This is a genomic window from Bacillus sp. ISL-78 (assembly GCF_018613455.1).
In the GTDB taxonomy this organism is placed as follows: Bacteria; Bacillota; Bacilli; order Bacillales; family DSM-1321; genus Peribacillus; species Peribacillus frigoritolerans.
The window spans coordinates 24,611-37,275 of record NZ_JAGGQC010000011.1 but is presented as its reverse complement, the minus strand read 5'-3'; the positions used below and the strand labels follow the sequence as shown (position 1 = coordinate 37,275).

Annotated in this window: 13 protein-coding genes; 4 read left to right on the top strand and 9 right to left on the bottom strand. The window is 39.9% G+C overall.

From position 1 onward, the window contains the following. On the top strand, positions 1–792 hold the full coding sequence (gene blaOXA, locus J7I96_RS13075; RefSeq protein WP_214923633.1) for a class D beta-lactamase: 792 nt from the start codon (positions 1–3) through the stop codon (positions 790–792). A 146-nt stretch (positions 793–938) separates the two neighbouring features. On the opposite strand, the gene J7I96_RS13070 is transcribed toward blaOXA, so the two are convergent. The 6 genes from J7I96_RS13070 to J7I96_RS28040 all read right to left on the bottom strand — a co-directional run bounded on the left by J7I96_RS13070 (position 939) and on the right by J7I96_RS28040 (position 7,048). Next, on the bottom strand, positions 939–2,696 hold the full coding sequence (locus J7I96_RS13070; protein ID WP_214923632.1) for a SulP family inorganic anion transporter: 1,758 nt from the start codon (positions 2,694–2,696) through the stop codon (positions 939–941). Between the two features lie 16 nt (positions 2,697–2,712). Beyond that, positions 2,713–3,306 carry a beta-class carbonic anhydrase gene (locus J7I96_RS13065; protein WP_214923630.1) on the bottom strand — a complete coding sequence of 198 codons (594 nt, stop codon included), beginning with the start codon at positions 3,304–3,306 and terminating at the stop codon, positions 2,713–2,715. Positions 3,307–3,643: 337 nt separating this feature from the next. Then, positions 3,644–4,378, bottom strand: a complete 735-nt coding sequence (locus J7I96_RS13060; RefSeq protein WP_214923628.1) for a PepSY domain-containing protein — start codon at positions 4,376–4,378, stop codon at positions 3,644–3,646. A gap of 26 nt (positions 4,379–4,404) precedes the next feature. Continuing rightward, on the bottom strand, positions 4,405–5,748 hold the full coding sequence (locus tag J7I96_RS13055; protein ID WP_214923626.1) for a sensor histidine kinase: 1,344 nt from the start codon (positions 5,746–5,748) through the stop codon (positions 4,405–4,407). After that, the gene (locus J7I96_RS13050; RefSeq protein ID WP_214923624.1) at positions 5,745–6,446 is read right to left on the bottom strand and encodes a response regulator transcription factor; all 702 of its coding nucleotides are present in this window, start codon (positions 6,444–6,446) and stop codon (positions 5,745–5,747) included. The genes J7I96_RS13055 and J7I96_RS13050 overlap by 4 nt, the downstream gene beginning before the upstream one ends. A 518-nt stretch (positions 6,447–6,964) precedes the next feature. Continuing rightward, positions 6,965–7,048 carry a hypothetical protein gene (locus tag J7I96_RS28040; RefSeq protein WP_311315208.1) on the bottom strand — a complete coding sequence of 28 codons (84 nt, stop codon included), beginning with the start codon at positions 7,046–7,048 and terminating at the stop codon, positions 6,965–6,967. A gap of 223 nt (positions 7,049–7,271) precedes the next feature. Here J7I96_RS28040 and J7I96_RS13040 point away from each other — a divergent pair, with 223 nt between their 5' ends. Further along, the gene (locus tag J7I96_RS13040; RefSeq protein WP_054399744.1) at positions 7,272–7,487 is read left to right on the top strand and encodes a hypothetical protein; all 216 of its coding nucleotides are present in this window, start codon (positions 7,272–7,274) and stop codon (positions 7,485–7,487) included. A gap of 488 nt (positions 7,488–7,975) precedes the next feature. Next, positions 7,976–8,383: a DUF4183 domain-containing protein gene (locus J7I96_RS13035; protein WP_251029164.1), complete on the top strand. Its 408-nt coding sequence runs from the start codon at positions 7,976–7,978 to the stop codon at positions 8,381–8,383. Between the two features lie 95 nt (positions 8,384–8,478). Here the strand turns inward: J7I96_RS13035 and J7I96_RS13030 are convergent, their stop codons facing one another. After that, a complete protein-coding gene (locus tag J7I96_RS13030; protein ID WP_214923621.1) occupies positions 8,479–8,763 on the bottom strand; it encodes a DUF4183 domain-containing protein in 285 nt (94 codons plus the stop codon). Positions 8,764–9,144: 381 nt separating this feature from the next. Here J7I96_RS13030 and J7I96_RS13025 point away from each other — a divergent pair, with 381 nt between their 5' ends. Next, positions 9,145–10,314: a pectinesterase gene (locus J7I96_RS13025; protein ID WP_214923618.1), complete on the top strand. Its 1,170-nt coding sequence runs from the start codon at positions 9,145–9,147 to the stop codon at positions 10,312–10,314. A 119-nt stretch (positions 10,315–10,433) separates the two neighbouring features. Here the strand turns inward: J7I96_RS13025 and J7I96_RS13020 are convergent, their stop codons facing one another. Beyond that, on the bottom strand, positions 10,434–11,258 hold the full coding sequence (locus J7I96_RS13020; RefSeq protein WP_214923616.1) for a class I SAM-dependent methyltransferase: 825 nt from the start codon (positions 11,256–11,258) through the stop codon (positions 10,434–10,436). Positions 11,259–11,801: 543 nt separating this feature from the next. Then, a complete protein-coding gene (locus J7I96_RS13015) occupies positions 11,802–12,509 on the bottom strand; it encodes a DNA alkylation repair protein (protein ID WP_214923613.1) in 708 nt (235 codons plus the stop codon). Positions 12,510–12,665 lie beyond the last annotated feature (156 nt).

Sequence of the window (12,665 nt, the reverse complement as noted above, 5' to 3'; positions counted from 1 at the left end):
ATGAAAATCAAAACGTTATGTTTCATTCTTGTCCTGCTAGTCACTGGTTCCATGGGCACGATTCATGCAAATGCTAACGATCAAAAGGTGAAAGAACTGGATATCGGGGATTCCTTCGATGGTGCGGAAGGCACGATGGTACTCCAAAACTTAAAAAATGATAAGGTATATATCTATAATAAACAAAGAAGTAAAGTACGCTACACTCCAGAATCGACATTCAAAGTGGCGAATGCATTAATCGGTTTACAGACAAAAGCGGTGAGCGATGAATATGAAGTGAAGCGCTGGGATGGCGTAATCAGGGAATTTGAAGATTGGAACAGAGATCATACGCTTGCTTCAGCCATGAGGCATTCCGTGATTTGGTATTATCAAGCAATGGCCCGCGATATCGGGGCGGAAGACATGCAGCAGTATGTGAACCTGCTCGATTACGGCAATCGTGATATCTCGGGCGGAATCGATCAGTTCTGGCTCGACAGCAGCATAAAGATTTCTGCCCGGGAACAAGTCCAATTCATCGAAAAGCTTGTAGAGGAAAAGCTGCCTATCGATAAGCAGCATATGAGGACCGTCAAGAGAATCATGATCAATGAAGAAGCAGACACATATGTCCTCCATGGAAAAACCGGCACACGCCTTTCCGATATGGGATTGGGCTGGTATGTAGGGTACATCGAAACGGACAAAGGAAAATGGGCCTTCGCAACGAATATCGACGGCAGCGGAAGCAAAGCCAAAACGATTACGCTTGAGGCCCTGAAAGAGTTGGATATCATAGAAGAATAAATGTTCACGCATGCTCTTAATTAGGGCATGCGTTTTGTATTGTCTTAAAGAAATCTAATAAACCGTGGGTTATAGGCTGCACAGACTTTATAATCAATGAAAAAGGGCATCCGCCAAAAGCAGATGCCTTTTCTTCTTGACGGGAGTCAAGTTAACCCTATCTCCCGTTTTCTGCTCTGTTTTAATACCGCAGGCTTTTGAACTTGCTGTGAGAGTGCGGTACATTCAGCAAATGAAAACTGTTTACACCCTTTACAACGGTTCTCATCCAGCTTGGTTAAAGCTTTATTGATGGCATCACCCGTACTGGTAAAGAACTGTTCCTCACCAACCAGTTCAATAAATCCGGTTTTTCTCAGCATTTCTTTAGGTTCCTGTTGAATTCCTGAAATCAGCACTTGTAGGTTATGAAACTTGAATTGCTTCACGATGTCGGTTAGCAGTGCTTCCCCCGATGTATCGATAAATGACACATTGCTCATTCTTAATAGGAGGACTTTTGGTTTTGATCGCATTATTTCCTCGATTTCTTCTTGCAGCCTTTCGATTGTGCCAAAGAATAAAGGTCCTTCTATCGTATAAATGTTAATCTGCGGGCAGCTTGAACCTTGTTGCACCATTTCTGGTTTAACTAGTTTATCAGCTGGATCTGGTAATACCTTTGATAATTTCAATGTACCGCTCATCAGTTTAACGAACGATAGAATGGCTAATAGTAATCCGATCCCGACGCCTGTTGTCAGGTCAATCACTACGGTTAACACGAAGGTAACGAGCAATACGACCGAGTCCATGGTTTTGGCTTTTAAGATATGCGAAAATTCGTTGCGCTCGCTCATGTTCCATGCGACAAACATAAGAATCGGGGCCATGCTGGCCAAAGGAATGGCCGAAGCGTAAGGAGCCAGACTGACTAACACCAGCAATACCACCAACCCATGAATCACGCCTGATATGGGGGAGACTGCACCGTTTTTAATATTCGTCGCGGTACGGGCGATGGCACCTGTAGCCGGAATGCCTCCAAATAAAGGCGTAATCATATTGGTCAATCCTTGTCCCATCAGCTCTTTATTGCTGTTATGTTTACTGTTGGTCATGCCGTCTGCCACTACAGCGGATAAGAGTGATTCAATTCCTCCAAGCATGGCGATGACCAATGCAGCCGGAAGGAGTTCAATCACAAGACCGCCAGTGATATGGGGGAACTGAAAATGGGGCAATGCATTGGGAATGGCGCCATATGCCGATCCTATGGTCGCTACCTGACCTGGAAAGAATAAGCTGGCGACAAGAGTTGATACAATCAATCCCAGCAATGCTCCAGGGATTTTCGGTAAATATTTTGGAGTTAATATGACGAGAGTCAGACTTATGCTAGCTACAAGTACACTATAGATATTCACTGTATTGAAGTTCACTAAGATTTCTTTCATATTTAAAAGAAAGACCTCTTCTTTTTTTAAGTTACTGAGTCCAAAGAAATTGGCAATCTGCCCCGAGAAGATGATCACGGCAATTCCAGCTGTAAAGCCGATGGTAACTGGACGCGGAATAAACTTGATGAATCTTCCCAGTTTGAAGACACCTAAAAGAAAAATCATGATACCTGCCAGGAAACCGGCGATTAAGAGTTTTTCATATCCGTACTGCATGACCACCCCTAACAAGACCGGGACAAAGGCTCCAGTCGGGCCTGCAATTTGGTATTTGGATCCGCCAAAAAGGGAGACCATGATTCCTGCAATAATCGATGTGTACAGTCCGTATTCCGGCCTTACTCCGGAAGCAATGGCAAAAGCCATCGCTAAAGGAATCGCTACTATCCCAACTACCACCCCGGCAACCAGGTCTTTCTGAAAATGGCCTAAGTTATATCCTTCAAACCTGCTAGAACCCATCATTTTATCGCTCCTTCTTTTATTGAATATGCATTTCTTCCTTGCTGACCATGTTGCTATATCCATCTATGATTCGATCCAGTTTACCCGTTTCGGGATGGATGACCATACCGTGGACGGCAATGGAATCCGGTAATAATGGATGGTTTTTGATCAAATGGACACTATTCCTTACACTCTCCTCAACGCATTGAAAGCCTGTCAGCCAATTTGATAAATCAATACCAGAGTTTGTAAGGATATCTATTTGCTCCTGGCTGATTTTCTTCTCCTTTGCTGCATCAAGCAGTGAAGAGGATTGAAGCCCCACCATACCGCATCCGTGATGTCCGATCACACACACTTCCTCCACTTTCAGCTCATAAATGGCGACAAGGATACTGCGCATAATGCTGCCAAATGGATGAGAAACAATAGCTCCGGCGTTTTTAATGATTTTTGCATCTCCATTTCTTAACCCCATCGCCTTTGGAAGCAATTCCAACAGACGGGTATCCATGCACGTTATGATGACGATCTTTTTATCTGGGTACTTTGTCGTTTGAAACCTTTCATATTTGTTTTGATCGACAAACGCCTTGTTGTAATCCAGAATGCTAGAAATAACTGACATTACTGATTCTCCTTTCTCTTTGCAAAACTTTGTTAAGGTGTAAATATGATGGAATGTTTTATGTACAATAATCCAGATGCCTTTCACCCACTTAACTTCTTTGGCTCTGTTTTATCATTTGGTGCTTTATTCCATGTTAGAGATAGTTAATTAGAGTTAAATGATAGAAGGATTAGAAATTGGTGAGAATTATTACAGTTCCTTCTCTTTTTTTTTGCATTTTTCTTACTCACCAAAGCGAAAAAGGGTGATGCATATTAGACAGCTAATAGCATCACCCTTTTTTATGCCTTATTCAATTTACGTCTAGATTAGTAAACCCTTATGAGCCACTACTTTATTCTGGACCATCATTATCGTTCTCTTCATCATCTTCCCATGTGATTGTTTTTACTTCCTTCGTGTAGCCGTCCACTTGAACGACAGCGTCTCGATCGTCCTCCAATTCAACTTCGACCAAATAATAGGGTGTTTGATCTAGAGGCTGATAAAATTCTGTATCGTCACCTGTTCCTTTTACATGTTTTTCGGCAATCGCAATTGCTTCGCTTTCTGTAATGATACTATCTGCCACCATTGTCGAGTCAATTATAGCTCCTGTATATGGATCGAGTATCAAGGTGATTTTTTCGTTATTCTTATTTACCACTGCTTTATAAAAGGAGTTGTCTTTCTCCTGTACAAAATCAATTTGTTCCAGGTCACCTTGTGAGGAAATTCGCTTCTTTATTTCGTTTTGGGTCAGTTGCTTTCGAGGTATTTTTTCCGTAGTCGCTTCAGCTGTATGACCTATGGTTTCTTTTTTTATAGAACGAACTTCCCCGCTTTTCGCATCCATCCTAATTTGATAGACCCCGGTTTCAAGCTGCATTTCAATCTGATATTCTTCACCTTCACTTTTCGTTGTCTTCATGATGGTTCCAGGAAATTTATCCTTTGCTGTCTGGTTCACTTCTTCTTTCGTCAAACTTTCCGCGGATAATGATGGAGCCCACCATTGAAATCCGACGAATGATAGCAGACCAAAAACGAGAGTCGATCCGGCTGTTATCAGCACTTTTCTAATCTTCATCATCCCCCATCCAACATCATTCTGGCTTAATTAAATAAAAGAGTAACGATCGTTCCCCTGCCTTCGAGACTGTCCATTTCAATCCGCACATCTATTGCATCAGCAATTTCCTTTGCCACGGAAAGCCCCAATCCTGATCCGCCTTGCTTTCTGTTTCTAGCTTTATCCACACGATAAAAACGATCGAACACTTTTGGCAATTCAGCCTTTGGAATTCCATCCCCTCTGTCTTCGATGCGGATATATGCTTCATTACTTGTTTGTCCTATGTAAACGGAGATTAGCTCGTCACTATACTTTCGGGCATTATCCAAAAAAATAAACAAAAGCTGTTTTAACTTTTGAACATCCGTTACTGTTTCAATTGCATCGCCACTATAAATCTCCACTGTCCGATTGTACGCATTTTTATATACTTTCGCTAACTCTCCCATCATATCGGTCAGATTGACGTTTTCCTTCTCTATATTCCATTTTTCCTGATGCTTTGCAAGCAGGAGCATTTGCTCTGTCATCTCTCTCATTCTAATGGCTTCAGAATGAATGGCCTCTATGGATTCATCAAACAAATCAGGACGCTCCAACCCTTTTCTCTTCAAAAGGCTTGCATAGCTTTCGATGACAGTTAGCGGTGTTTTTAATTCATGTGAAGCATTCGATACGAATTGCTCCTGTTTTTCGAAGTTGGCCTGCAGTAAATCGATCATGTGATTAAACGTTTTTCCCATTTCCACAAGCTCGTCCTTTGATTTTTCCTCTAGGCTAAGCCGCTTAAATTGGCCGCTAGTTTGAATCTCCTTCATCGTATCGATCATCAATCGAATCGGACGGGCGATGAAGTTACTAAGAATTGTGCTTGATAATAGAACAGGTATCATGGCAATGATGGTTACAGCGATTAATACGATGCGCAGAACAGCGAGCATTTCTTCGGTTGCTGACATGCTTTTGGTGATTTGAAGGTTAACTACACTTCCATCCCCCCAAACGATCGGGTTTGAAACGAATACATACTTCTTCTGGTGATAAGTGATGATCTCGCTCTTCTCACCCGGGTAAAAGCTGCTATTTCGATTGCTTAATTGTTTTTCAGAATTGGATGTAACAGCTGTTCCTTTTCGTTGACCTTCGTTTACAATACCAATCATGCCATCTATAGGCAGATAGGCTCGAAGTAAATCATTTGGAGATATATTATTAACATTTTCACTAACATCAAAGGCAATTTTCCCTGTCTCCGCTTTCGCACGGTTCATTTCATTCACCATCATCAGATTACTGAAAACAAAATAAATGGAAACATTCATCAAAAGCAGCAGGAAAATGAATAACACCGCTGTATATAAGTTTATTTTCTTGCGAAGTCTCATTTTGCTTCCTTCATGACATAGCCAACGCCTCTTACGGTATGAATGAGCGGCGTTTCAAAGCCATGTTCGAGCTTTTTGCGAACATAACGGATATACACATCCACCACGTTTGTTTCTCCCTGGAAATCATACCCCCAAACCGCTCCCAGAATTTGATCACGGCTTAGCACCTGACGCTTATTCTTCAGTAAATAGAGAAGTAAATCATACTCCTTTGGCGTTAGTTCAATATGGCTATCACCTCTAATGACTTCACGTGTTTTGACATTCACTTTTAAATCGGCAGTATTTAGCCATCCACCGATTTCAGCTTTCATTGAAGGTGCAGCAGGCCGCATTCTTAAAACTGCACGAATGCGGGCAAGCAATTCCTCAATTTGGAAAGGTTTGGTGATATAGTCATTCGCTCCGAGATCAAGACCGGAAACTTTATCTTCAACCGAGCCTTTTGCCGTTAACAGGATGACAGGAGTGATATTATTCTTCGTTCGAATTTTCCGAAGCAGCTCGATCCCGCTTATGCCCGGAAGCATCACATCCAATAAGATCAAATCCCACTTTCTTGATTGATATGCTTCAAGGGCTTCCTTGCCGTCCATTGCCTTTCCGACTTGATAGCCTTCGATTTCAAGCTCCAATTCAAGCAGTCTTAAGATCTTTTCTTCGTCTTCCACGATCAGTACTGATTCTTTCTTCATTTGGAAGACCTCCTTTTGTGTGGGACTCTCCCCATTTATGTATTCTGTGAAACAAAGATACTACAGATGGAATAAGATGAAAATAGTGTATTATGACGAGATTTAATAGGTGTATGATTTGCTTACGGCGAAGAGTCCCGCTAAAGGTAAACCTGCAAAACAATCTTCCTAAACTACCCAATCAATTTAAATAGCCATATTCTTTTCGAAAGAATATGGCTTAATTTATTCACTCTTTTGGCTGATTCATCGCGCCCGTTTGTTGAACAAGGCTTCAATTAATATCCCCTAAATAAACTGGGGACTTTTGATGATTAACATGCTGTATGATGTATTTCCTTAGTTCTTTAGGATATATCCTATAATGAAGTAAATCATTAATATGTATCCATTCTACCCCTACTTGGTGACTATCTGGATTCGTAGGCGCTTTATTAGTTTTTTCCTTTACCAGCAAAATAGTATTCAACTTGGTGAACATGAAAATCGAATGAAGAATGCTCGTGGTTTTTTCCTATTTACTCACGAATATGAAGCAGCTCCCCAATCTCCACTTCTTCTCCAACTTCTTCGATACACTCTCTTATTAATGCGTCATGAATGGTTTCGCCATGTTCTTGTCCACCGCCGGGGAAAAGATAAAAATACCCCTCATCATCTTGATTTTTTAATTAATAAAATCTTGTTTCCACCCCTTGTTGAAGAAGAACATCCTTGACCCATAACTTTTATCTATAAAATTAGAGAATATCGAACACGGGATAAGTCAAGGTGCATAAAATAGGATTGTGATATTTATCTATATTTTCGAAAGGATGTAATATTGTGTATCCTTCTTACACTAACCCACACCATCTCAAACAAGAAACATTGTCACAGGTTGGCCCTTGGGTACAGTATGGTTTAAACGAAGCTCAAAAAACATCTGTACCTCATGCAATGATGGAAATTGCAGCTATTGCCTATCTGATGGGTAAAGGATATGATCCAAGGATGGCGCATCAAATAGTCGAATCATGGGAAGTTAATGAAATGTTTTAACTGCTGTAGCTTTGAAATAAAGATTAATCAAAATGTCCTCTTTAACCTCCATATTAAATAAAAAATATCCATTTTGAGATTAATCAAAATGGATTCTTTTTTTTGTGGCCGTTTTCCTTTAGTTTAAGTACAATCCTTCATAATTTCGTCTACCCCATATTTTGTAAGATCTTCAAATCTATTTTGGTTTTGGTTTTGGTTTTCGTCTTCTGTGCTTACACGGCATAGCAGTCGTCGCTGGCAGGAGTAAAGATGGATGAAGTAGAGAGTCGGTTGTATGTATAAAAGCAGCGAACAATGAGAAAGCGATAGTAAAAAGAAGCGCAAAATCGGAAAGAGAAAAAAATGTGTATGATGTGAAAATTATAGAAGCTATAAAACCCATACCTGAACCGACAGAAATGAATATATAAGAGTAAGGGAGATACAGAACAAATAAGAGATTTTCGGAGCATCATTATCCAAGAAGGAGGGATTGATAGCAAGTTATGACTAAGAAATCAATCGGTTATCATAGCATGCACCAGCAACAAAATAAAATAGGACTGTATAATGAAAATATTTGTTTACCACCAAGCCCACCAAGAGGTTGTCCAAATATTTATCCAGTGAGGGAAAAACCAAATCCAACTGACATACTAAAGGTAAAAACTTTTCAATATACTGCAATCTCTGACGGTATAAAAAGGATTTATACCAATCAAGATAGAGTGTTAAAATACGGAAGCTCCAGGATTCTTGATCCAAACAGCGTATCTTATATAAACTTATTTATAAATGGAATTTTACAGCCAAATATAAATTACACAATAGAACAGGGAAGACTTATATTCTCTAACGATTTACCCGTATCTGGAGCTCCTATTATTCTTCAATTTGTAATAATTTATGGATAAAGAAAAAGTGGAGAGTGTTTACCCACCCAATGAACAAAATGCCGGACAATCACCAAGTTGATTACCGGCATTTTTTCATTGGCAAATCAGGAGTATTAGTTGACTACAACTTCAATAACGATTGGGGTTGCATCATCAAGTGTATCGCCATCTGGAATAGTTATAGCAGTAGTAGTAAGCGTTGAGGTATCAGCTGTTTGAATCTGAGCATTTATATACAAAACATAATAAGCAAATGAAGCTGGAAATGCGGTTACAGCTGCACCAGTGTCATCCGTAAAGGTTGTTGCAGCAATTGCAAACGTCGCACCCGTACCTGTACCTTCTCCTATTGTGGCAGTAAACTTTCTGGAAGCCATAAAGGGTTTAATTATTGGCATTTATTTACCTCCTTTCTTTTTTAAATGTACGGGGTTTCCAGACAGCCCTTAAGAGGTTGTCCTTCCCCCTGTTATTTATCTTATTTCATTCTTCGAAATAGGGAACGGCAAATAATTGTTAAATCGATTCTACCTACGAATAATTTTATGATTTAGGCTCAATTGAGAATAATGTGAAACTATCTTACGATAAACGTTTGAATATTGGCTTTATAGTATAAAATTTTATCGGGACTTTATGTATTTAGAAGTCTGCAAGGCCTTAAACTTTAAAGACGGGAGCACATAATTAAATCACTGCCCATGCATAGATTTATTACACTACATATTATAGAACGAGACTATTTTAAAGACCTAAATTAAGAGAATGGGTAGGTGCAAATGGGAATATTAGAAGTGATAGTATCCAGAGCCAATACAGCTTTTGTAATGAAAACAGGGAATGACTCAGAAGCCACTATTGGTGGAAGCCCTTTCAAAACAATTAATGGGGCAATAACAGCAATTAATGCAACGGGCGCTACTGGAATAACAATCTATGTATTTCCAGGTATTTATGATGAAAAGATCATTATGCCTTCAGGAAATTCATTAAGAGGGATTAGTTCCTTAACTGTAACAATTCGCCAACAAAATGTTGGAGTAAACACAACCTTGTTAACAATGGGTGAGAATACAAGAGTGGAAGATATCACTTTGCTGTTAACTTCATCAAATCATGTTAATTTAGTTGGAGCTGCTTTCCCTGGAACGACCTCACAAACAGCTAAAATAAGAAACACATCTATAACAGTGGATAATTCCACTGCCTCGACGACAGGTACCTCCAATGTTTATGGAATTCATTCATTTGGCACAGGAAATACTACTGACAGCGTTGTTGCTGTTAGAGCTTCAGAAATAACAGTAAACTCAGCCGGGCTTGGTATAAAACGGGCATTGATGGTTAATACAAATGCACATAGATTTAATTGCCGTGATAGTAATCTTTTAATAACAAATGCAGGTGGAGCCGGTTCCTATATAGGCGCTGAAGTAAATCAGGCAGGGGCACAGCTAGTTATACGTGCATCAACTGTCCAAGGAGTTACTGCAGATGTCTCCCAAACAGCAGGGATTTTGAGTATCGGCACTACAAATTTGTTTAATTCGAATGCCAATAATTTGGGGTTTTCTACAGTTTTACAGCCTTCCACTGTTATTTGGGGTGATCCAGGTAGCTTGCCAAAAGGAACCGTTCGTTTTTATCGACCAGGATCAGCTTCTGTTTCAAGTACGGAAATTTTTATTCGATTAAGTCAAAAATGCCTCTTGAAAGCTCTGAATGTACGAGCTGTTAGTGGACCAGGAACTTCTAATACAGATATTTGGACAATTCGAAAAAACGGTATTGATACCCCCCTTACAGTTTCATTGACAGGTTCACAAACTTCCACTATTAATAATAATGTTTCCGTTTCTTTTCAAGCAGGAGATAATCTCTCATTAAAAGTAACGACAAGTGCCGGATCTGCCGTGTCAGATACAGTTCTTCAAGTCGATGTTTTTTAAAAGATAGGTAAGGAAGAAAAAACATCAAATTTGCATTTGATGTTTTCCTCCTTTTACAGCTTATGCAAAAAAGCAACCAATTTCAGCCCCGGACCTTGTTCCCGTTTGTTGAGGTGCAATTACTTTGCACAAACAACGAAGCTATTTAATGAATTCCCCTTACCATTCGAAGTGTTCATCAGCTCATAATAACCAGTTATCAACGTTTGTATCATGTTAGGGACTTTAATTAATCCTGCACGGATACTATTTGCATAATCTTTTTCCCATTGCCCGTCTTGTAAAAATGTTGCATCCACTGTAAGTTGTTTTACCACTTCAAAATTTGCTTGCTGGAGCAGCTGGAGAATTTGAGTTTTATGAAATAAGTTTTGGATATTTCCTTCATTCTTTACGAAGTTTGAATGCAATGCCAGGATGGAAACTGCACAAAAGTGGGAACGTTGAGAAAGGCAGGTGAAGTCGAGGTCCCATTCTGCAAAACATAATTGTTTTGCCAATCCACGAATTTTTTTAAAGTATTTCAATAAATCCTCTGGTTGCTTGAAATACCATGAACAATGGGATAATACCGCCATATCAAATGGGATGGGTGATTCAAAAAAATCAAAATCCATTTCATAATGGAAGTCAATCCGTTCTCCTAATGAAGATTTCTTTATGCGTTCTGCCGCTTGACCCAATGTTAACGGGGCTCCGTAATCGGGACTGGCAATATCTATTGCGACAACAGACCCGCTTTCCCCTACTGCGTCTGCTATTGCCACGGTTGTATCCCCTTGACCACAACCTATTTCCAATACACGCATTCCTTTTTGAATCCCAAATGCAGCTAATAATTCCAAACGGTGCTGCAGCTGCACTTGCTGTATCAAATCACCTTCAAATAATTGATATTCCCATAAAAAAGATTTTGTTTTTTCGTTTAGTTGAAATGAGTTCAAGTATCATTCACCCCACATTTAGTGTGTATTAGTTCATCAACAAAGAAAAAGGCTACCTAAGCAACTCCTAGACTGTAGACAAACTCGATGAAGAACAAGGTCGTCTCAATTTTTATTTAGGTTTATAAAACCTAGAACGTCGATTTTCACTCCAGGCACTCGCTTTCCGCGGGCGGTCCGGGAGCCTCCTCGGCGCTTTTGCGCCTGTGGGGTCTCCCCATGACGCGCTATTCCCGCAGGAGTCTCGCACCTTCCGTTCCAATCAACTTTGTTTTGAAATTTAGATAACCCCCCCCTTTTGTCTACAAACTCAGACCCGAAGCAACTCCCTTATTGAAAAAAACACACGTTAGTTGATGAAGGATATTTTGATGTAACCATTAAAATCATCGTGAAGAATATACTTATTATCCTCTAAGGATAAAGAATATACTGAACAGCCAATTTCTAATTCTTTATATTCAACACCATAATCAATGTTTAAATAATAGTGCTTTACACATTGATTTTCCTGGATTACACTTCAATTTTGCAAAAACAATATTAACATCTTACATGCTTGCGTTTAAAACCAAGCCTTCCTCTACCGACTTCTTTTTGAATACCTTCGTATGCATTTAGAAAACTGGTTTTTTTCTTGTCCCGTTTGACTTCTACGACCCCTATTGCCTTTGCGGTCTCGACTGCCTTTTCATGGAGCGGCAAATAGGAAATCCCCACGGTGTATAGAAAATTATTCATGGCGGATTTCGTTCGTTCTGGCGATTCGTGAATCGTTTGTTTCACAAGGTCCAGCATATCGGAAATTTTGCTTTCTGAAAATTCAACGTCTTTTCGATTCCCTAAAAGCCAACAGTAGCAACTCCAGCCCGCTGACATTCTCAGCTCTTCACCGCTTGCAATCCATTTATCGGATACTTCTTGTGCAATATCTGACTCCGATAAAGTTACAGCCACTACATAATCGGACAGCATATAAAAATATGCAGCATCCATCCAGCGATCATAATCAGACTCAGTCATGGCTTTTGGGTCTGCAATGATGCCTGCAAAGTACATTGCATCATAGTTGCCTGTCGAATAAAGCTCTTCAGCTAAATGCTGATTTATTTTTATTTTCTTTACAATTGGTTTCATGGCGCCTGTCGCCACGCCAAAAAGCGGCTCATGCGCACCATTGGATATGTACATTTTTTTAGTTCGTTCCTTGCCAAGGGCTCCAAGCTCCTGCATGACCATTTCTACATTCATCGTTAAGCACATCCTTCTATAGGGAGTTTCCCCCTAATATTTTGCCCATCAAATATATATTCCCATTATCCTATAACAGACTGCCATTTGTCAGCAAACTACCGCTTAAGCACCTGAGTGTTACGCAGGGTTCCACTTAATGACGATGGTAAGAAA

Excerpts from the sequence above, each read along its gene's own strand:
- blaOXA (WP_214923633.1), top strand. The coding sequence starts at position 1 with ATGAAAATCAAAACGTTATGTTTCATTCTTGTCCTGCTAGTCACTGGT.
- J7I96_RS13070 (WP_214923632.1), bottom strand. The coding sequence starts at position 2,696 with ATGATGGGTTCTAGCAGGTTTGAAGGATATAACTTAGGCCATTTTCAG.
- J7I96_RS13065 (WP_214923630.1), bottom strand. The coding sequence starts at position 3,306 with ATGTCAGTTATTTCTAGCATTCTGGATTACAACAAGGCGTTTGTCGAT.
- J7I96_RS13060 (WP_214923628.1), bottom strand. The coding sequence starts at position 4,378 with ATGAAGATTAGAAAAGTGCTGATAACAGCCGGATCGACTCTCGTTTTT.
- J7I96_RS13055 (WP_214923626.1), bottom strand. The coding sequence starts at position 5,748 with ATGAGACTTCGCAAGAAAATAAACTTATATACAGCGGTGTTATTCATT.
- J7I96_RS13050 (WP_214923624.1), bottom strand. The coding sequence starts at position 6,446 with ATGAAGAAAGAATCAGTACTGATCGTGGAAGACGAAGAAAAGATCTTA.
- J7I96_RS13035 (WP_251029164.1), top strand. The coding sequence starts at position 7,976 with ATGACTAAGAAATCAATCGGTTATCATAGCATGCACCAGCAACAAAAT.
- J7I96_RS13030 (WP_214923621.1), bottom strand. The coding sequence starts at position 8,763 with ATGCCAATAATTAAACCCTTTATGGCTTCCAGAAAGTTTACTGCCACA.
- J7I96_RS13025 (WP_214923618.1), top strand. The coding sequence starts at position 9,145 with ATGGGAATATTAGAAGTGATAGTATCCAGAGCCAATACAGCTTTTGTA.
- J7I96_RS13015 (WP_214923613.1), bottom strand. The coding sequence starts at position 12,509 with ATGAATGTAGAAATGGTCATGCAGGAGCTTGGAGCCCTTGGCAAGGAA.